Source organism: Cellulosimicrobium cellulans (genome assembly GCF_006539945.1).
Classification (GTDB): domain Bacteria; phylum Actinomycetota; class Actinomycetes; order Actinomycetales; family Cellulomonadaceae; genus Cellulosimicrobium; species Cellulosimicrobium cellulans.
Window position 1 is genome coordinate 108,016 of record NZ_BJNZ01000005.1, and the last position, 19,062, is coordinate 127,077.

Consider the following 19,062-nt stretch of genomic DNA (forward strand, 5'->3'; position numbering starts at 1 on the left):
CGACGAGGGGCCGCCCCCGGAGCCCTTCGACGCGGTCGACGTGATCCGGACCAAGCGCGACGGCGCGCGGCTCGACCCGGCCCAGATCGACTGGGTGATCGACGCCTACACGCGCGGCGTCGTCGCCGAGGAGCAGATGGCCGCGCTCGCGATGGCGATCTACCTCAACGGCATGGACCGGACCGAGATCGGTCGCTGGACGCAGGCGATGATCGCGTCGGGCGAGCGCATGGACTTCTCGGGGCTCTCGCGCCCGACGGCGGACAAGCACTCGACCGGGGGCGTGGGGGACAAGATCACGCTGCCGCTCGCGCCGCTCGTCGCCGTGTACGGCGTCGCGGTCCCGCAGCTCTCGGGGCGCGGCCTGGGGCACACGGGCGGAACGCTCGACAAGCTCGAGGCGATCCCGGGGTGGCGCGCGGCGCTCACGAACGAGCAGATGATGAACGCGCTCGAGCACGTGGGCGCGGTGATCTGCCAGGCGGGCTCCGGCCTCGCGCCCGCCGACCGCCTCCTGTACGCGCTGCGCGACGTCACGGGCACGGTCGAGTCGATCCCGCTCATCGCGAGCTCGATCATGAGCAAGAAGATCGCGGAGGGCACCGGGGCTCTGGTGCTCGACGTCAAGGTCGGGTCCGGTGCGTTCATGAAGGAGCTGGGCTCGGCACGCGAGCTCGCGCGGACCATGGTCGACCTCGGTACCGACGCCGGCGTGCGCACGGTCGCGCTGCTCACCGACATGTCGACGCCCCTCGGCCTCACCGCGGGCAACGCGCTCGAGGTGCGCGAGTCGGTCGAGGTGATGAAGGGTGCGGGGCCGCAGGACGTCGTCGACCTCACGGTCGCGCTCGCGCTCGAGATGCTCGCCGGTGCGGGCCGCCCGCAGGACGAGGACGACGTGCGGCACGCGCTGGTCGGTGGCCGCGCGCTCGACAAGTGGCGCGAGATGATCGCCGAGCAGGGCGGCGACTCGCGTGCCCCGCTGCCGGTGGCGCGTGAGCGTGAGCACGTCGTCGCCGACCGCGACGGCGTCCTCGAGCGGCTCGACGCGTACGCCGTCGGGGTCGCCGCGTGGCGCCTGGGCGCGGGCCGTGCGCGCAAGGAGGACCCGGTGCAGGCGGGCGCCGGTGTCGAGCTGTTCGCCAAGCCGGGGGACCCGGTGCGCAAGGGTCAGCACCTCATGACGCTCCACACCGACACGCCCGAGCGCTTCGAGCGGGCGGTGCAGGCGCTCGAGGGGGCGTGGGCCATCGCGGACCCGGGCACCGTCGTCGAGCGGCGACCCGTCGTCCTCGACCGCGTGGACTGACGGGGGCGCGCGCTGACCGTGGGCCGCGACGAGCAGGACGTCGAGGAGGGCGTCGAGACACCGGCCGACACGCGGCGGCCCCGCTCCGTCTACGGGGTCGGGACCGAGCCGGACGCGCGGTTCAGTCTCGCCAACGAGCGCACCGCGCTCGCCTGGGTGCGCACCGGTCTCGGTCTCGTCGCGGGCGGCGTCGCGCTGACGTCGTTCGCGACGTTCGCCGACATGCCCGGTGTGCTCGACGTCGTCGCGGGTGTCGCGTGCCTGGTCGGCGCCGGGTTCGCGGGGTACGCGCTCGTGTCCTGGCGGCGCAACGAGAGGGCGCTGCGCCTGCGCCGGCGGCTGCCCGCCCCGAGCGGGCTCCCCGTGCTCGTCGTCGGCGTCGTGATCCTCGCGCTGCTGCTCGCCGGGTACGCCGTCGGGTCGGCGTCAGGGCCATGAGCGCCGCACCCGAGCGAGCGGTCCCCTCGCCCCGCGACGAGGGGCTGCAGCCCGAGCGCACGGCGCTCGCGTGGCAGCGCACGGTGCTCGGCGTGGTCGTCGGGTCGCTCGTCCTGGCGGCAGCAGGCCTCCGTTCCGGATCGACGGTCACCGTGTGCGCGGCGGTCGCCGTCGGCGTGCTGGCGCTCGTCCCCGCCGTCCTCCGACCCCCGACCGGCGGGCTCCCCGGGAGCGGCCGGCTGTACTCGTGGTCCTTCCTCGTGCGCGTCGCGAGCCTCGTCGTCGTGCTGGCTCTCGTGGGCGCCGTCTGGGCGTTCGGTCGAGCGTGGGGCGCGGCGTGAGCCTCGGCGACGCGCTCGGCGCGCTCCGCGTCACGGACCTCGCGCGGATCGCGCCGGCGCGGACGGTGCCCCCACCTCCACCCGGTGGCGTCTACCGGCCCGACGGCGGCACGCAGCACGCGCTCGACCTCGCCCGCCGCGCGGGCCATCCCGCGCCGCGGGTACGCGCCCTCGCGGCCACGCTCGCCACGCTCGACCCAGGAACGCGACGGGCGGTCGTCGACCCGCTGCGCCGCGGCGCCGGCGGCGGCTGGTCCGGACCCCGAGACCGTGCCGGCGTCCGCCCGCTCGAGGTGGGCGGAGCGCCGGCGCGGCAGACCGACGCGACGACGTGCGGGTCCGCCGTCCTCGCGCTGCTCGCGGCGGCGGGGGACCCGGTGCTCGCGCTCTGGCTCGCCACGGGGCTCGCGCCGGGGGAGACCGCTCCGGTCCCGGCGCCACGGCCGGACGGCGCGGCACGGTTCCGCGTCCTCCAGCAGGAGGTCAAGCGGCGGACCAACCGGGCGGCCCTCGGCCCGCTCCCGTGGCCCGTGACCCTCGGGACACCCCCGTGGGGCGCCGCGCGGACCGCGCGGTACGCGGACGTGCGCTACGTCGAGCGTGTCGTCGTCGGAGCCCGGAGCGAGCAGGTGGTCCGGGCCGCGCTCGTCGCGGCCGCGCGCGGTGTGCCGGTGCCGCTCTTCACCGGCGGTGACCTCGCGCTCGGGATCGCGACGGCGGTGCCGCGCCACGTCGTGCTGCTCACGGACGCCGACGCACGGACTCGACGGTGCCGGGTCTACGAGCCGTCGGCCGGCACGGTGCACGACCTCGATGCGGCTTCGCTGCTCGACGGCGCACGGACACCCGACGTGCTGCGCGCGCTCGGGGGCTGGCCGCACGTCTGCTGGGCCCTCCTGCCGACCGGGCGGTAGGGCTGGCGAGGCCCCGCGCGCGGCGCGAGGATGAAGGTGGCGGCCACGCCCGTGGAACGCGCCGAGTCGTCTGGTGAGGAGTCGCGATGAGCACCGTGCCCGGGAACGACGCGTGGCGGGACGCCGGCCTGGTCGAGCAGGAGGACGAGGTCGTGAGCCTGGTCGAGGAGTCGGAGGACGCCGGCCCCGGCGTCGACGACGCCGAGCACGAGGGCGACGAGTACCGTCCGCGCACCGCGCGACCGGACCTCGAGGGCGAGGCGAACGAGGCCGACGTCGTCGAGCAGGCGTCCGCCGTGCCGGGCGAGGAGGACGACTACGCCTGACCGTCCCGGAGCACCTGGCCGTTCGGCGCGAGCGCTGGCGTACCGGCCGGTACCGTGAGCGCATGACCACCGAGAACGCCCCCCTGACGGTCGACGTCATCCGCTCGCTGCCCAAGGTCGTGCTGCACGACCACCTCGACGGCGGGCTCCGCCCCGCCACGATCCTCGAGCTCGCCGCCGACGTCGGGCACCAGCTCCCCGCGGGCGACGCCGAGGCTCTCGGCGCCTGGTTCGCCGAGTCGGCCGACTCGGGCTCGCTCGTGCGCTACCTCGAGACGTTCGACCACACGATCGCTGTCATGCAGACCCCCGCCGCGCTGGCCCGCGTGGCGCGCGAGGCGGTGCTCGACCTCGCGCGCGACGGCGTCGTGTACGCCGAGCAGCGGTGGGCGCCCGAGCAGCACCTCCAGCGCGGGCTGACGCTCCAGGAGACCGTCGACGCCGTCCAGTCCGGCATCGAGCAGGGCATCGCGGAGGCCGCCGCGGAGGGCCGGACCATCCGCGTCGGGCAGCTCGTCACCGCCATGCGCCACGCCGACCGGTGGCAGGAGATCGCCGAGCTCGCCGTCGCGAACCGCGCGAACGGCGTCGTCGGCTTCGACATCGCCGGTGCCGAGGACGGCTTCCCGCCCTCGCGCCACGCCGAGATCTGGCGCTACCTCGCCGACCAGAACTTCCCCGTCACCATCCATGCGGGCGAGGCCGCCGGTCCGGAGTCGATCGCCGAGGCCGTGCACCTCGGCCAGGCGAGCCGCCTCGGTCACGGCGTGCGCATCGTCGAGGACATCACGTTCGACCCCGAGTTCCCGCACAGCGCCGAGGGCGAGTCCGGGACGGCCGCGCTCGGCCTCCTCGCGCACTGGGTGCGCGACCACCAGATCCCGCTCGAGCTGTGCCCGTCGTCCAACGTGCAGACCGGGGCGGCGACGTCGGTCGCGGCGCACCCGATCACGCGCCTCAAGGAGCTCGACTTCGCGGTCACGCTCAACACCGACAACCGCCTCATGTCGCGCACGACCATGACGCAGGAGATGGCGCTGCTCGTCGAGCACGCCGGGTGGACGATCGACGACCTCGCGGACGTCACGATGACTGCCGCGTGGAGCGCGTTCGTGCACCACGACGAGCGCCGCGCGCTCGTCGACGACGTGATCCTGCCGGGCTACCAGGAGGTTCAGGGCGCGCGGCTCTGACCCGCCCGGGTCGCCCAGCACGACGTCGGTGCCGTGATCGACGCGATCACGGCACCGACGCCTCCCCGGCGGGGGTCAGACGCCCTTGGGGTGCCAGACCGTCTTGGTCTCGGTGAACGCGAGGATGCGCTGGGGGCGCGGGGCCTCGGTCCAGTCGGGCTCGGCGTCGTCGCCGCGACGGCCGGCCGTGGGGCGCAGGACGCGCTTGACCGAGTCGGCCGCCGCGGCCTCGAGCTCACCCCACGTGACGCCGTCGGCGCCGACGGCGCCCGCGAGGTCGATCGCGTTGACGTCGAGGTGCGACGCGAGCGGGGGAGCGAGCTCCTTGGTGAAGCCCGTGAGGACGTTGACCACGCCGCCGGGGACGTCCGACGTCGCGAGCACCTCGGACAGCGTGACGGCCGGGATCGGGCGCCGCTCGCTCGCGACGACGATCACGGCGTTGCCCGTGACGAGCGGCGGGACGATCGTCGAGACGAGGCCGAGCAGCGACGAGCGCTGCGGGGCGAGGACGACGACGACGCCGGTGGGCTCGGGGGAGGACAGGTTGAAGTACGGTCCGGCGACCGGGTTGGCGGAGCCGGCGACCTGCGCGACCTTGTCCGTCCAGCCCGCGTACCAGACCCAGCGGTCGATCGCCTCGGAGACCGCGAGCTCGGCCTGGCGCGCCGTGAGCCCCTCGCCCGCGACGACCTCGGCGACGAACTGCTCACGGCGGCCCTCCAGCATCTCCGCGACGCGGTAGAGCACCTGGCCGCGGTTGTACGCCGTCGCGCCGGCCCACTTCGCCTGCGCGGCGCGCGCGGCCACGACGGCCTCGCGCGCGTCCTTGCGCGAGCCCTGGGCGACGTTCGCGAGGAACCGGCCCTTGGTGTCCGTCACCTCGTACGTGCGGCCCGACTCGCTGCGGGGGAACTTCCCGCCGACGTAGAGCTTGTACGTCTTGCGCACGCCCAGGCGCTCCGGCGCCGTGCGCGTCGCGGTGGGCGCCTTCGTCGTGCGGGCCATCAGTAGGTGCTCCCCTCGATCAGGTAGGGCGCCAGGCCGTGCCGGCCGCCCTCGCGTCCGTAGCCCGACTCCTTGTAGCCGCCGAACGGGCTGGTCGGGTCGAACCGGTTGAAGGTGTTGGACCACACGACGCCCGCGCGGAGCTGGTCGGCCATCCAGAGGATGCGCGACCCCTTCTCCGTCCAGATCCCCGCCGACAGGCCGTACGGCGTGTTGTTCGCCTTGGCCACGGCCTCGGCGGGTGTGCGGAACGTGAGCACGCTGAGCACGGGGCCGAAGATCTCCTCGCGTGCGATGCGGTGCGCGGCGGACACCCCGGTGAACAGCGTCGGGGCGAACCAGTACCCGGAGGAGGGGAGCTCGCAGTCGGGGCTCCAGCGCGTGGCGCCCTCGGCGGTGCCGGCGTCGGTGAGCTCGGTGATGCGCGCGAGCTGCTGCGGCGAGTTGATCGCGCCGACGTCGGTGTTCTTGTCCATAGGGTCGCCGACGCGCAGCGTGCCGAGCCGGGCCTTGAGCCGGTCCACGAGCTCCTCGGCGATCGACTCCTGCACGAGCAGGCGCGACCCGGCGCAGCAGACCTGGCCCTGGTTGAAGAAGATGCCGTTGACGATGCCCTCGATCGCCTGGTCGATCGGCGCGTCGTCGAACACGATGTTCGCGGCCTTGCCGCCGAGCTCGAGCGTCGCGTGCTTGCGCGTGCCCGCGATCTCCTGGGCGATGCGCTTGCCGACCGGGGTCGAGCCCGTGAACGCGATCTTGTCGACGTCCGGGTGGTTGACGAGGGCCGAGCCCGTGGCGCGAGCACCGGTGACGATGTTGACGACACCGGCCGGCAGCTCCGCCTGGCGGAGCAGGTCCGCGAAGAGGAGCGCGGTGAGCGGCGTCGTCTCGGCGGGCTTGAGCACGACCGTGTTGCCCGTCGCGAGCGCCGGCGCGATCTTCCACGCGAGCATGAGCAGCGGGAAGTTCCACGGGATCACCTGCGCGGCGACGCCGTGCGGGCGCGGGTCGGGGCCGTAGCCCGCGTGCTCGAGCTTGTCCGCCCAGCCCGCGTAGTAGAAGAAGTGCGCGGCCGCCGTCGGGACGTCGACGTCGCGCGACTCGCGGATCGGCTTGCCGTTGTCGAGCGTCTCGAGCACCGCGAACTCGCGCGAGCGCTCGGTGAGCAGCCGCGCGATGCGGAACAGGTACTTGGCCCGCTCGCGGCCCGGCATGGGGCCCCACACCTTCTCCTGCGCGCGGCGCGCTGCGCGGACGGCGCGGTCGACGTCCTCCTCGGTCGCCTCCGCGACCTCGGCGAGGACCTCCTCCGTGGCGGGGTTGACGGTCTTGAACGAGCCGGAGTCCGACGCCGGGGTGAGCTCGCCGTCGATGAACAGGCCGTACGACGACGCGATGTCGACGACGGCGCGCGACTCGGGGGCCGGCGCGTACTCGAACGGCGAGCCGGCCGTGCTAGCTGTGGTGGTCATGGTGTCCTTCAGTCCCGCTCAGTCGACGGTCACGTAGTCGGGGCCCCAGTAGGTGCCGGTGGCGAGCTTGTTGCGCTGCATGAGCACGTCGTTGAGCAGCGACGACGCCCCGAACCGGAACCAGTCCGGGTCGAGCCAGTCGCCGCCCGCGGTCTCGTTGACCGCGACGAGGTACTTGATCGCGTCCTTCGACGTGCGGATGCCGCCGGCGGGCTTGACCCCGATCGGGACGCCGGTGAGCGCCCGGAAGTCGCGCACCGCCTCGAGCATGACGATCGTCACCGGGAGCGTCGCGGCGGGCGAGATCTTGCCGGTGCTCGTCTTGATGAAGTCGGCTCCCGCGAGCATCGCGAGCCACGACGCGCGGCGCACGTTGTCGTACGTGGCGAGCTCGCCCGTCTCGAGGATGACCTTGAGGTGCGCGTGGTGCCCGTTCGCGCGGCACTCCTCGCGCACGGCGACGATGTCCTCGTAGACCTGGGCGTAGCGCCCCGAGAGGAACGCGCCGCGGTCGATGACCATGTCGATCTCGTCCGCGCCGGCCTCGACGGCGTCGCGCGTGTCCGCGAGGCGTACCGCGCGGCTCGCGCGACCCGACGGGAACGCGGTCGAGACGGCGGCGACCTTGACGCCCGTCCCGGCGAGCGCCTCGACGGCGACGGGGACGAGGTCGTTGTACACGCACACGGCGGCGGCGGACGGGCACGACGGGTCCGCGGGCTCGGGGCGCACCGCCTTCGCGGCGAGCGCGCGCACCTTGCCGGGCGTGTCCGCGCCCTCGAGCGTCGTGAGGTCGACCATCCGGATGATCGTGTCGAGCGCCCAGGCCTTGGACGTCGTCTTGATCGAGCGGGTGCCCAGGGCCGCCGCGCGGCCGTCGGCGCCCACCTTGTCCACCCCCGGCAGCCCGTGCAGGTAGCGGCGCCAGGCGGTGTCGTCGAGGAGGGCGGATCCCGTCACGGAGCGCGCGAGATCGGCGATCTCGGCAGCGGACCGGTCGGCGGAACCCGGGGTCGCCGGTGCCGTTCCGGTGCCCGCCCGGCCGGTCTCGGCGACCGACGTCGGTGTCGTTGTGCTCATCGCCCCAGGTTACCCGTCGGTACGCCTCGCGGCGGGCCGCGGGCCTGCTCGTCACCTGACAGCATGGGCTCCGTGACGACGAGCCTCGACCTGTTCCTCCGCGAGACGGTCGACGCACGCACGCGGGCCCGCATCCTTGCGTTCGCGCGCTCCGAGGCCGGCTACCTCGAGGTCCCGGGCGACGTGTACGGCGCCGACCTCTACCGCGAGGACCAGGTCGCGGTCGTCTGGGACGGCCTCGACCCGACGAGGGAGGAGCGCGTCCCGTGGGACGAGTTCATGCGGCGCGTCCTCGAGCTTCCCGACCGCTGAGCCTCAGAGACCCAGAGCCCGCTGCATGTCCGCCGTGACGCGGTCGAGGCGGGTCCGCGCGGCGGCGCGGGCCGCCGTGAGGTCGTCGTGCGACGCGTCGGGCGCGACGGGCAGCACGACCTCGAGGTAGCACTTCACCTTCGGCTCGGTCCCGCTCGGGCGCACGATGACGCGCGTCCCGTCGGCGGTGAGGATGCGCACGCCGTCGGTGGGCGGCAGGCCGTCGAGGCCGGCCGACAGGTCGGCGACGTCCGAGACGCCGGCGCCCGCGAGCGTGCGCGGGGGAGCGGCCCGCAGGTGCGTCATCGTCTCGCCGATGCGGTCGAGGTCGGTGAACCGCGCGGAGAGCTGGTCGCTCACGTGCAGCCCGTGCGTGCGCGCCAGGTCGTCGAGCGCGTCGACGAGGGTGCGCCCCTCGGCCTTGAGGCGGTTCGCGAGCTGCGCCACGAGGAGCGCCGCGCTGATGCCGTCCTTGTCGCGGACGTGTGCCGGGTCGACGCAGTAGCCGAGCGCCTCCTCGTACCCGAACACGAGCCCGTCGACCCGCGAGATCCACTTGAAGCCGGTGAGCGTCGTCGCGAAGCCGAGGCCGTGCGCGGCCGCGATCTTCCCGAGCAGCCGCGAGGACACGACCGAGCACGCGAGCACCCCGCCGGCGGCGCCGGACGCCGCGACGCGCCGCGCGACGTCGTCGCCGAGCAGCGCGCCGACCTCGTCGCCGTGCAGCATGCGCCACCCGTTGGAGCGCGCGGTCTCCGCCCCCTGGTAGGTGCCGACGCGCGGGTCGAACACCGCGACCGCGCAGCGGTCGGCGTCGGGGTCGTTCGCGAGCACGACGTCGGCCGCGGAGTCCTGCGCGACGGCGAGCGCGAGGTCCATCGCGCCCGGCTCCTCCGGGTTGGGGAACGCGACGGACGGGAAGTCGGGGTTCGGGTCGAGCTGCTCCTCGACCGGGACGACGGTCGTGAAGCCGGCGTCGCGCAGCACGTGGGCGACCGTCTCGCCGCCCACGCCGTGCAGCGCCGTGGTGACGACCTTGAGCCGGCGGGGGGCGCCGTCGGACAGCGCGAGGACCGAGCGGACGTACGCGTCGACGACGTCGCGGCCCAGGACGGTCCACCCCGAGCCCGCGCGGGGGACGGACCGCGCCGGGCCGACCGCGGCGATCGCGGCGGCGATGCGCGAGTCGTACGGCGGGACGATCTGGGCACCCTGCCCCGAGTCCGTGACGACGCGCCCGCCGAGGTAGACCTTGTAGCCGTTGTCGGCGGGCGGGTTGTGGCTCGCGGTCACCATGACGCCCGCGTCCGCGCCGAGGTGGCGCACCGCGAAGGCGAGCACGGGCGTCGGCAGGGCCGAGGGGAGGACGAGGACGTCCAGCCCGGCCGCGGTGAGCACGGCCGCGCTGTCGACCGCGAACGCGCGCGAGCGGTGCCGCGCGTCGAACCCGACGACGACGCGCGGACGGGCCGCGCCGCCGGCCCCCGCGGGGCCGAGCGTGTCGAGGAGGAAGGCTCCGAGGCCCGCCGCAGCGCGGATGACGACCGCGCGGTTCATGCGGTGCGGCCCGGCGGCCATGCGGCCGCGGAGGCCGGCGGTGCCGAACTCGAGCGGCCCCGAGAACCGGTCCTGGAGCTCGGCGAGGGCGGCGACGCGCACGTCGTGCTTGCGCGGGTCGGGCGAGTCCGCGAGGTCGAGCAGGTGCCGCAGCTCGTCCTGGTCGCCCGCGTCGACGTCGTCGTCGACCCACGCGGCGACACGCTCGAGGAAGGCGCCGCGGTCGGTCCCCGGGTCGAACGTCGGGTCGTCGGCAGGGTCGGTCCGGTAGCCCGCGGTGCGGTCCGTCATGTCACACCAGCTTCGCGATGTCGGCCAGGAGGGCGCTGATCCGGGGTCCCGCGGCCTGGCCGGCCTCGATCACCTCGGCGTGGGACAGCGGCGTCGGGCTGATGCCGGCGGCGAGGTTCGTCACGAGCGAGACGCCGAGCACCTCCAGGCCGCAGTGGCGGGCCGCGATGGCCTCGAGCGTCGTCGACATGCCGACCAGGTCGGCGCCGAGGATCCCGGCCATGCGCACCTCGGCCGGGGTCTCGTAGTGGGGCCCGGGGAACTGCGCGTACACGCCCTCCGGGAGCGACGGGTCGACGCGGTGCGCGAGCTCGCGCAGGCGCGGGGAGTAGACGTCGGTGAGGTCGACGAACGTCGGGCCCTCGAGCGGGCTGCGGGCCGTCAGGTTGATGTGGTCGGAGAGCAGCACGGGCGTGCCTGCGGCCCAGTCCTGGTTGAGCCCGCCGCAGCCGTTCGTGAGGATCAGCGTCTCCGCGCCCGTCGCGGCGGCCGTGCGCACGCCGTGCACGACGGCGCGCACGCCCTTGCCCTCGTAGAGGTGCGTGCGCGAGCCGAGCACGAGCGCGTGCCGGACGGAGCCGTCGGCCCGCTCGACCCGGATCGACCGCGTCACCGAGAGGTGGCCCGCGACCGCGGGCGCCGAGAAGCCAGGGATCTCGTGCGTCGGGACCTCCGCGACGACGTCGCCCAGGAGCTCCGCGGCGCCGCCCCACCCCGAGCCGAGCACGAGGGCCATGTCGTGGCCGTCGACCCCCGTGGCCTGCGCGATGTGGTCGGCGGCGGCCCGTGCCACGAGGAACGGGTCGGTCGCGGGGTCGTCGAGCGGGGGTGTGCTCGCGGGCGTCGTCGTCATGGTCGCTAGGCTAGTCCGTCCCCGGGCGCGCGACCTGACGAGGGGCGGCTCCGCCGCGCCGCCCCTCACCGGCCCCGGCGTCTCGCATGCTGACACCGCGGGACGCGACGGCCTGACAGAATGTCCGGCGTGACGCACGCGAGCATCGACCACCAGGCCACCCGCATCGTCGTCCTCGGAGGTGGGCCCGGAGGGTACGAGGCCGCTCTCGTCGCCCGCCGGCTCGGCGCCGACGTGACCGTCGTCGAGCGCCACGGTCTCGGCGGCGCGGCCGTGCTCACCGACGTCGTCCCCTCCAAGACCCTCATCGCGACCGCCGACTGGATGACCATCGCCGAGCGTGCCGCCGAGCTCGGGATCCGCCTGCCCGTCGACACCGCCAAGGCGCAGCACCCCGCGATGCGGCGCCACATCGTCGACCTCGAGGCCGTGAACACGCGCGTCATGGCGCTCGCGGCCGCGCAGTCGGCGGACATCCACGCGCGCCTCGAGCGCGAGGGCGTGCGCGTCGTCATCGGCGCGGGTCGCCTCGACGGCCCCGCGCGCGTCGTCGTCGACTCGCCCGACGGCGCCGACGGGCCCGTCGTGCTCGACGCCGACGTGATCCTCCTCGCGGTCGGCGCGACCCCGCGCGTCCTGCCCACGGCGCAGCCCGACGGCGAGCGGATCCTCACGTGGACGCAGCTCTACAACCTGTCCGAGCTCCCGGAGCGGCTGATCGTCGTCGGGTCGGGCGTCACCGGCGCCGAGTTCGCGGGCGCGTACAACGCGCTGGGGTCCGACGTCGTGCTCGTGTCGAGCCGCGACCGCGTGCTCCCCGGCGAGGACGCCGACGCGGCCGAGCTGCTCGAGGGCGTCTTCCGCTCCCGCGGAATGACGGTCATGTCCCGGTCGCGCGCCGAGTCCGCCGAGCGCACCGAGGACGGTGTGCGCGTCACGCTGTCCGACGGCCGCGTCGTCGAGGGCTCGCACGTGCTCATCGCCGTCGGAGCCATCCCGTCGACCAGCGGCATCGGCCTGGAGGAGGCCGGGGTGCGGCTCACCCCGAGCGGGCACGTCGAGGTCGACAAGGTGTCGCGCACCTCGGTGCGGGGCATCTACGCGGCCGGCGACTGCACCGGGGTCCTGCCGCTCGCGTCCGTCGCCGCGATGCAGGGCCGCGTCGCCATGTCGCACGCGCTCGGCGACGCCGTCGTGCCGATCAAGCTGCGGACCGTCGCGGCGAACATCTTCACCGCGCCCGAGATCGCGACCGTCGGGTACAGCGAGGAGCAGCTCAAGGCGCAGAGCAGCAAGTACGTCACGACCGTGCTGCCGCTGGCGCGCAACCCGCGCGCGAAGATGCTCGGCATGCGCGACGGCTTCGTCAAGCTCTTCGCGCACCCCGAGGCCGGGGTCGTGCTGGGCGGCGTCGTCGTCGCGCCGCGCGCGAGCGAGCTCGTGTTCCCCATCACGCTCGCCGTGTCGCACCGGCTCACGGTCGACGACGTCGCGTCGGCCTTCACCGTCTACCCGTCGCTGTCGGGGTCCATCGCCGAGGTGGCGCGCATGCTGCACCACCGCGAGGACTGACCGCGCCGGCCTCAGGTGAGCGTGGCGACGAGCCGTCGCGCGCTCGCGCCCGGGTCCTCCGCACCGGTGACGAACGTGCGGTGCGCCAGGTCGCGCGTGCCGACGTCGTCGAACCACTCGGCGAGGAAGTCGTGGCCGTCGCGGACCCAGTCCGTGCCCTTCGAGCCGACCGACCGCGACCGCAGCACGGTCAGGGCGCGCTCGCGGTCGGCGCCGGGCAGGACGAGGACGACGTGCGGCACGGGCGCGAGCGCCGTGCGGACGCGGCCCAGGCACGCCGGGACCGTGTACGACGCGTGCCCCGCACCGAGCGCGAGCACCGCGCCGGGGTGCTCGGCGACCGCACGCTCGACGGCGTGCGCCCGCGCCGGCTCCCACTCACGCTCCGCCGCGACCCTGCCGACCACCGCGATGCGCTCGACGAGCCGGTCGACGCTCCACCCGACCTCCGGGTAGTAGCCGTCCGCGACGTCGTCGAGGTCGACGAACGGGACCCCGAGCAGTCCGGCCACGAGCCCGCCGATCGTGGACTTGCCGGTGGCCGCGGGGCCGAGCAGGACGAGGACCGGCGCGACGGCGCGGCCGTCCGCCCGCTGCCGCGACACCTCAGAGCCGGCCGTCCAGGCGCAGCGTCCCGTCCGCGAACGCGAGCTCGGTGAGCTGGAACCCCGGGAACGTGTGCTCGAGCACGCCGCCGAGCAGCGCCTGCACGTCGACCGCGACCCGCGCGTCGGGCAGCACGCGCACCGCCTCGGGCGGCAGCCCGTGCGAGCGCAGAGCGCCCTGGAGCGGCGCCTCGACGAACCCGAGCAGCTTGTGCGCGGGCAGTCCGGCGGCGTTGGCCTCGACCGCGAGCACGGCGGTGCCCGCCACGACCGACTCGACGTGCAGCGTCGCCCGCACGACGGGGACCAGCCTGGCGGCGAGCTTGAGCGCCGACGGCGGGTCGGGCACCTCGCGCAGGTCGACGACGACCCGCACGTCGTCGCCCTCGCTCGTCACCGAGCGCACGTACGGTGGCAGCCCGCCCGTCGCGCGCGCGATCTCCACGGCCTCGGTCACGGTCAGCTCGATGCGCATCTGTCGACCCTAGCGGTCGGTCGCGCGAGTCAGTCGTGGGCGCGGAGATCGGCGAGCAGGGGGCGGTGGTCGGAGGCGGTGACGTCGAGGACCTCGAACGAGCGGAAGGTCACGTCGCCGGAGCCGAAGACCCAGTCGATGCGATGGGCGGGCGCGACCGAGGGCGACGTGAGCGCGTCCGGGTCGCCGGCGGCGTCCTGGCCGCTCTCGAGGCCCTGCTCCTCGAGGAAGGTGATCTCGTCCCAGCCGGGCTCGGCGTTGAGGTCTCCCGCGAGGACGTACGCGCCCTCCACGGGCTCGTCGGCGAGGAGGGTCTCGAGCTGGTCGAGCCGGGTCGGCGTGCTCTCCTCGCGGTGCTGGAGGTGCACCGACGTCACGCGCACGGGGACGCCGGCGGCGTCGAGCGTCGCGGAGATGGTCGAGCGCTCCTGCGGCCCGGCGCCGTACGGCAGGGCGTGGCGCGCGACGTCGTCGAGGTCGCCGCGCAGCGGGTCCCACAGGAGCGCGTTGCCGAACTGCCGGTCGGCCGCGGGGACGAAGGCGACGCGCATCCCGGTCTCCCGCGCGAGGTAGGTCGCCATGTCGGCGCCTCCGCCGAGCACCCAGCCGCGGGACACCTCCTGCAGGGTGACGACGTCGGCACCGGAGTCCTCGATGGTCGCGACCATCTCGTCGAGCCGGACCGACGGGTCGGCGCTCACGCCGTAGTGCAGGTTCCAGTCGAGCAGGCGCAGCTCGCCGACCGGGTAGTCGGCGACGGCGGACGTCGTCGTCGGCACGTGGACCTGCGTCACCCCGACGAGCGCGAGCAGCGCGACCGCACCGCCGAGGGCGAGAGCAGGGACCCGTGAGGCATCGGCGGGGGTCGTGCCCGACGCCGCGCGGTCGCCCGTGGGGGCCGACGCGCCCCGGGTGCGAAGTCCGGTGACGACCGCGGGCACGGCGAGCGCGAGCGCGGCCGCGACGGGGACGAGCGTGTGGGGGACGGGGAGCGGGACGTCGTACTCGAGCTGGTACCCGAGCAGGGGCACGGCGGTCGTGAGCCCGGCGACGCTCGCCGCGCCCGCGACCCGCAGCCACGTGAGCGGGCGCGCGGTCTTCGTCAGGGCGAGGGCGAGCGTCCGCGCGGCCGCGGGCACCAGCAGCGCGAGCAGCGCGAGGAGCGCCCAGCCGCCGACCGTCCCGGGACCGTCGAGGCGCGGCACCGCGAGGAAGACCACGGCGACGCCGGCGACGAGCACGGCGGGGGACAGCCACGGTGACCCGGGCCGGGTCGACCGGCCCGCCCACGGGACGAACCACGCGGTGAGCAGGGCAGCGACGGCCAGGGCGCCGACGGCGAACGGCAGCGCGACGCCGGCCTGGGACGCGGCGAACGCGGGGTTGGCGAGCACCTGCACCGCGAGCGCGACGAGCGGGCCGAGCACCCACAGCCCGCGCGCGCCCGGCCACGCGGCGCGGCTCCGCAGCAGCCACGCGCACGCGACCGCGGCGCCGGCGACGGCGACCGTCACGACCCACGCCGCGACGTCGGACCGCCAGTAGGCGTCCCACGTGCCGAGGACGGCGTTCAGCGCCCCGGCGAGCAGTGCGCCGAGCACGACGCCGAGCGCGACGAGGGACCCGCGCGCGAGGCGCCCGCCGGGCCGGGCCGACGGCTCGGACGCGGCGTCGGGGGTGGACGCGAGGTGAACGTCGGTGTCGTGTGCCGGCGCCCCGCTCGCGAACGCGGCCACGAGCACGAGCACGCCGATCCCGAGCGCGACGGTCGCGAGCCCGACGCCGTACCGGACGAGCCCGAGGTCCGCGCCCGCGGCGATCGCCGCGCCGAGGCCCTGGAGCGCGAGGCGGGCCACGACCAGCGCGGCCACGGCGAGCAGCACGACCCTTCCCGTGAGCTCGAGGCGCGCCGCGATCATCACGACGAGCACGCCGGGGGCGGCGTACGTCGCGAGCGCCGTCAGGGCGACGGTGACGACGCCCGCCGAGAACGCGTGGTCGAGCAGGGGGCCGCTCGACCGCACGAGCTCGACGACGATCGCCGTGACCGTCACGACGAGCAGGAGCGGGAGGACGGTGGCCTGGTCGAACCGGGCGGCCGACCGGGGCACGGACCGGGCGGACGGGGGCTGCGCTGCGCTCACGAGGCACGACGCTACCGGGCGTGCGCTGTGATCCGCACCACACGATCGGGTCTTCCGTGCCAGACTGAGGGATCGGCTGCGAGGGCGCGCCACCACCTCGGCGCGCGAGGAGGCGAGGACGTGGAGACGACCGCTGGGATCTCCCCGCACGCTCAGGGCGCCACGAGCGCCCCGACCGCGACGGACGACGCGCCGGCGCGCATCGGGCACTGGGTCGCGGGTCGCGCGCGCCCTGAAGCGGAGCGGTACGGACCGGTCCACGACCCCGCGACGGGCGCGGTCACGGGGCGGGTGGCGCTCGCGTCCGCCGCAGACGTCGACGCCGCGGTCGCCGCGGCGCGCGACGCGTTCCCCGCGTGGCGCGCGACGAGCGTGTCGCGTCGCGTCGAGATCCTCTTCGCGTTCCACCAGCTCCTCGTCGACCACCGGGACGAGGTCGCGGCGGTCGTGAGCGCCGAGCACGGCAAGGTGCTCTCCGACGCAGCGGGCGAGGTCGCCCGCGCGCTCGAGTGCGTCGAGTTCGCGTGCGGCATCGGCCAGCTCCTCAAGGGCGGGTACACCGAGCAGGCGTCGTCGGGCGTGGACGTCCACGAGGTGAAGCAGGCCCTCGGCGTCGTCGCCTGCATCACGCCGTTCAACTTCCCGGCCATGGTGCCGCTGTGGATGATCCCCAACGCGATCGCGTGCGGGAACACGGTCGTGCTCAAGCCGAGCGAGCGCGACCCCTCGGCGTCGCTCGTCGTCGCGCGCCTGCTCCAGGAGGCCGGCGTGCCGGACGGCGTCGTGAACGTGGTGCAGGGCGACCGCGTCGCGGTCGAGCGCCTGCTGGAGCACCCCGACGTCGAGGCCGTGAGCTTCGTCGGCTCGACGCCCGTCGCGCGGCACGTCTACGAGACGGGGACGCGGCACGGCAAGCGCGTCCAGGCGCTCGGCGGGGCGAAGAACCACATGGTCGTGCTGCCCGACGCCGACGTGGACGTCGCGGCGGACGCGGCGGTCTCCGCGGCGTACGGGTCGGCGGGCGAGCGGTGCATGGCGGTGTCCGTGCTCGTCGCCGTGGGCGCGGTGGCCGACCCGCTGGTCGAGGCGATCCGCGAGCGTGTGGCGCGCCTCGTCGTCGGCCCGGGCTCGGACCCCGCGTCGCAGATGGGCCCGCTCATCACGGCCGAGCACCGCGACCGGGTCGCGGCACGCGTGGGCACCGCCGCCGAGGAGGGCGCGACGCTCGTCGTCGACGGTCGCGAGGCCCCCGACGGCGCGGGGGATCTCGGGGAGGGGTTCTTCCTGCACCCCACGCTCGTCGACCACGTGCGGCCCGAGCACACGGTCTACCGCGAGGAGATCTTCGGGCCGGTGCTGTCGGTCGTGCGCGCGGAGTCCTACGACGAGGCCGTCGGGCTGGTGAACGACAACCCCTACGGCAACGGCGCGGCGATCTTCACGCGCGACGGAGGTGCCGCGCGTGCGTTCGAGGTCGACGCCCGGGCGGGCATGATCGGCGTCAACGTCCCCATCCCCGTGCCGGTCGGCTACTACTCGTTCGGCGGCTGGAAGAGCTCGCTGTTCGGGGACCTGCACGTCTACGGGCCGGAGAGCGTGCAGTTCTACACGCGCACCAAGGTCGTCACGACGCGCTGGCCCGACCCGTCCACGGCGGGCGTCGACCTCGGCTTCCCCCGGACCCGGTGAGCGTCCGATGACGACGGAGGAGCTCGCCCGGCGCACGTCGCGCACGCGCGCCGACGACCGGTACGTCTTCCACTCCTGGTCCGCGCAGGGCGCGATCGACCCGCTGCCCGTCGCCGGCGGCGAGGGCGCGTGGTTCTGGGACGAGGACGGCAACCGATACCTCGACTTTGCCTCCCAGCTCGTGAACCTCAACCTGGGTCACCAGCACCCGCGGCTCGTCGCGGCGCTCCAGGCGCAGGCGGGCCGGCTCGCGACGGTCGGGCCGACGTTCGCCAACGACGTGCGGGGCGAGCTCGCCCGGCTGATCGCGGAGCGCGCCCCGGGCGCGCGGACCGGCGGTGCCTCGACCGGCGCCGCAGGCGACGACCGGCGATGGCGGGTCTTCTTCACGAACGGCGGGGCCGACGCCGTCGAGAACGCGGTCCGGATCGCGCGCCTGCACACCGGGCGAGCCAAGGTGCTCGCCGCGTACCGGTCGTACCACGGCAACACCACGACGGCCATCTCGCTCACGGGCGACCCGCGACGCTGGCCCAACGAGGTCTCGCCCGACCCGCACGTGCGGCACTTCCTCGGCCCGTACGCGTACCGCTCGGCGTTCGGGGCGCACGACGACGCGGAGGAGGGCGTGCGCGCGCTCGCCCACCTGCGCGAGGTCGTGCAGCTCGAGGGCCCCGGGACGGTCGCGGCGATCCTGCTCGAGACGATCGTCGGGACCAACGGCGTGCTGATCCCGCCCGACGGCTACCTGGCGGGCGTGCGCGCGCTGTGCGACGAGCACGGGATCCTCCTCGTCACCGACGAGGTCATGGTCGGGTTCGGCCGGGTCGGCGAGTGGTTCGCGGTGGACCGGTGGGGCGTCGTGCCCGACCTCGTGACCTTCGCCAAGGGCGTGAACTCCGGCTACGTGCCGCTGGGCGGCGTCGTCATCGGGGAGCACGTCGCGCGGACGTTCGACGACCGCGTCTTCCCCGGCGGGCTCACCTACTCCGGCCACCCGCTCGCGTGCGCCGTGGGGGTGGAGTCGGTCCGCACGTTCGAGGACGAGCGGATCCTGGAACGGGTGCGCACGCTCGGGGCCGACGTCATCGGCCCCCGGCTGCGCGAGATCGCCGCCCGGCACCCGAGCGTCGGCGAGGTGCGCGGACTGGGGTTCTTCTGGGCGGTCGAGCTCGTGCGCGACCGGGAGACGCGCGAGCCGCTCGTCCCGTTCAACGCGAGCGGGGCGGCCGCCGCGCCGATGACCGCCGTCGTCGCCGCGGTCAAGGAACGCGGCGTGTGGCCGTTCGTGCACTTCAACCGCCTGCACGTCGCGCCGCCGCTCGTCACGTCCGCCGACGACCTCGAGCACGGCCTCGCCGCGATCGACGCCGCCCTCGACGTCGCCGACGAGCAGACCGAGGCGGTGCGGGCGTGAGAGGGGTCCGGTCGTCGCCTCGAGGCCGGCCCCGTCTCGTGCCCACACCAGGAGACCGGAGACCCG

18 protein-coding genes are annotated in these 19,062 nt (G+C 75.0%); 10 read left to right on the plus strand and 8 right to left on the minus strand.

Features of this window, described 5'->3' with window-relative positions; all coding sequences use genetic code 11:
* Positions 1 to 40: 40 nt before the first annotated feature.
* The 6 genes from CCE02nite_RS05545 to CCE02nite_RS05570 all read left to right on the plus strand — a co-directional run bounded on the left by CCE02nite_RS05545 (position 41) and on the right by CCE02nite_RS05570 (position 4,521).
* Positions 41 to 1,309 (plus strand): thymidine phosphorylase, encoded by a 1,269-nt coding sequence (locus tag CCE02nite_RS05545; protein ID WP_141388787.1) that lies wholly within the window; start codon positions 41 to 43, stop codon positions 1,307 to 1,309.
* An 18-nt stretch (positions 1,310 to 1,327) separates the two neighbouring features.
* Positions 1,328 to 1,747, plus strand: a complete 420-nt coding sequence (locus CCE02nite_RS05550) for a YidH family protein (protein ID WP_141388669.1) — start codon at positions 1,328 to 1,330, stop codon at positions 1,745 to 1,747.
* Positions 1,744 to 2,088, plus strand: a complete 345-nt coding sequence (locus CCE02nite_RS05555; protein WP_141388670.1) for a DUF202 domain-containing protein — start codon at positions 1,744 to 1,746, stop codon at positions 2,086 to 2,088. The genes CCE02nite_RS05550 and CCE02nite_RS05555 overlap by 4 nt, the downstream gene beginning before the upstream one ends.
* Positions 2,085 to 3,002: a hypothetical protein gene (locus tag CCE02nite_RS05560; protein WP_141388671.1), complete on the plus strand. Its 918-nt coding sequence runs from the start codon at positions 2,085 to 2,087 to the stop codon at positions 3,000 to 3,002. Before CCE02nite_RS05555 ends, CCE02nite_RS05560 begins: the two co-directional genes overlap by 4 nt.
* Positions 3,003 to 3,088: 86 nt before the next feature.
* Positions 3,089 to 3,328 (plus strand): Rv3202a family protein, encoded by a 240-nt coding sequence (locus CCE02nite_RS05565; protein WP_141388672.1) that lies wholly within the window; start codon positions 3,089 to 3,091, stop codon positions 3,326 to 3,328.
* 62 nt (positions 3,329 to 3,390) lie between these two features.
* Complete coding sequence (locus CCE02nite_RS05570; RefSeq protein WP_141388673.1) at positions 3,391 to 4,521, plus strand: adenosine deaminase; 1,131 nt, start codon at positions 3,391 to 3,393, stop codon at positions 4,519 to 4,521.
* Between the two features lie 75 nt (positions 4,522 to 4,596).
* Here the strand turns inward: CCE02nite_RS05570 and CCE02nite_RS05575 are convergent, their stop codons facing one another.
* From CCE02nite_RS05575 to deoC, 3 genes are read right to left on the minus strand one after another with little or no spacing between them, the layout of a single operon-like run.
* Positions 4,597 to 5,529 carry an aldehyde dehydrogenase family protein gene (locus CCE02nite_RS05575; protein WP_141388674.1) on the minus strand — a complete coding sequence of 311 codons (933 nt, stop codon included), beginning with the start codon at positions 5,527 to 5,529 and terminating at the stop codon, positions 4,597 to 4,599.
* Positions 5,529 to 7,001, minus strand: a complete 1,473-nt coding sequence (locus CCE02nite_RS05580) for an aldehyde dehydrogenase family protein (protein WP_141388675.1) — start codon at positions 6,999 to 7,001, stop codon at positions 5,529 to 5,531. Before CCE02nite_RS05580 ends, CCE02nite_RS05575 begins: the two co-directional genes overlap by 1 nt.
* A gap of 18 nt (positions 7,002 to 7,019) precedes the next feature.
* Positions 7,020 to 8,081: a deoxyribose-phosphate aldolase gene (deoC, locus tag CCE02nite_RS05585; protein ID WP_141388676.1), complete on the minus strand. Its 1,062-nt coding sequence runs from the start codon at positions 8,079 to 8,081 to the stop codon at positions 7,020 to 7,022.
* A 72-nt stretch (positions 8,082 to 8,153) separates the two neighbouring features.
* Here deoC and CCE02nite_RS05590 point away from each other — a divergent pair, with 72 nt between their 5' ends.
* Complete coding sequence (locus CCE02nite_RS05590; RefSeq protein ID WP_141388677.1) at positions 8,154 to 8,393, plus strand: hypothetical protein; 240 nt, start codon at positions 8,154 to 8,156, stop codon at positions 8,391 to 8,393.
* Positions 8,394 to 8,396: 3 nt separating this feature from the next.
* On the opposite strand, the gene CCE02nite_RS05595 is transcribed toward CCE02nite_RS05590, so the two are convergent.
* Both CCE02nite_RS05595 and CCE02nite_RS05600 read right to left on the minus strand, forming a co-directional pair.
* On the minus strand, positions 8,397 to 10,241 hold the full coding sequence (locus tag CCE02nite_RS05595) for a phospho-sugar mutase (RefSeq protein WP_141388678.1): 1,845 nt from the start codon (positions 10,239 to 10,241) through the stop codon (positions 8,397 to 8,399).
* Between the two features lies 1 nt (position 10,242).
* Positions 10,243 to 11,094 carry a purine-nucleoside phosphorylase gene (locus CCE02nite_RS05600; protein WP_141388679.1) on the minus strand — a complete coding sequence of 284 codons (852 nt, stop codon included), beginning with the start codon at positions 11,092 to 11,094 and terminating at the stop codon, positions 10,243 to 10,245.
* Between the two features lie 120 nt (positions 11,095 to 11,214).
* On the opposite strand from CCE02nite_RS05600, the gene CCE02nite_RS05605 reads away from it, so the two are divergent.
* Complete coding sequence (locus CCE02nite_RS05605; RefSeq protein WP_141388680.1) at positions 11,215 to 12,666, plus strand: NAD(P)H-quinone dehydrogenase; 1,452 nt, start codon at positions 11,215 to 11,217, stop codon at positions 12,664 to 12,666.
* Positions 12,667 to 12,677: 11 nt separating this feature from the next.
* Here the strand turns inward: CCE02nite_RS05605 and CCE02nite_RS05610 are convergent, their stop codons facing one another.
* From CCE02nite_RS05610 to CCE02nite_RS05620, 3 genes are read right to left on the minus strand one after another with little or no spacing between them, the layout of a single operon-like run.
* A complete protein-coding gene (locus tag CCE02nite_RS05610) occupies positions 12,678 to 13,271 on the minus strand; it encodes a nucleoside/nucleotide kinase family protein (protein WP_141388681.1) in 594 nt (197 codons plus the stop codon).
* Position 13,272: 1 nt separating this feature from the next.
* Entirely contained in the window at positions 13,273 to 13,746 is a 474-nt protein-coding gene (locus tag CCE02nite_RS20410; protein ID WP_170227228.1) for a hypothetical protein, read from the minus strand.
* A gap of 29 nt (positions 13,747 to 13,775) precedes the next feature.
* Positions 13,776 to 15,890 (minus strand): endonuclease/exonuclease/phosphatase family protein, encoded by a 2,115-nt coding sequence (locus tag CCE02nite_RS05620; protein WP_255318658.1) that lies wholly within the window; start codon positions 15,888 to 15,890, stop codon positions 13,776 to 13,778.
* 201 nt (positions 15,891 to 16,091) lie between these two features.
* Here CCE02nite_RS05620 and CCE02nite_RS05625 point away from each other — a divergent pair, with 201 nt between their 5' ends.
* Together CCE02nite_RS05625 and CCE02nite_RS05630 are read left to right on the plus strand one after the other, a co-directional pair.
* Complete coding sequence (locus CCE02nite_RS05625; RefSeq protein WP_141388789.1) at positions 16,092 to 17,579, plus strand: CoA-acylating methylmalonate-semialdehyde dehydrogenase; 1,488 nt, start codon at positions 16,092 to 16,094, stop codon at positions 17,577 to 17,579.
* Between the two features lie 7 nt (positions 17,580 to 17,586).
* Positions 17,587 to 18,996 carry an aspartate aminotransferase family protein gene (locus CCE02nite_RS05630; protein WP_141388682.1) on the plus strand — a complete coding sequence of 470 codons (1,410 nt, stop codon included), beginning with the start codon at positions 17,587 to 17,589 and terminating at the stop codon, positions 18,994 to 18,996.
* Positions 18,997 to 19,062: the final 66 nt, after the last annotated feature.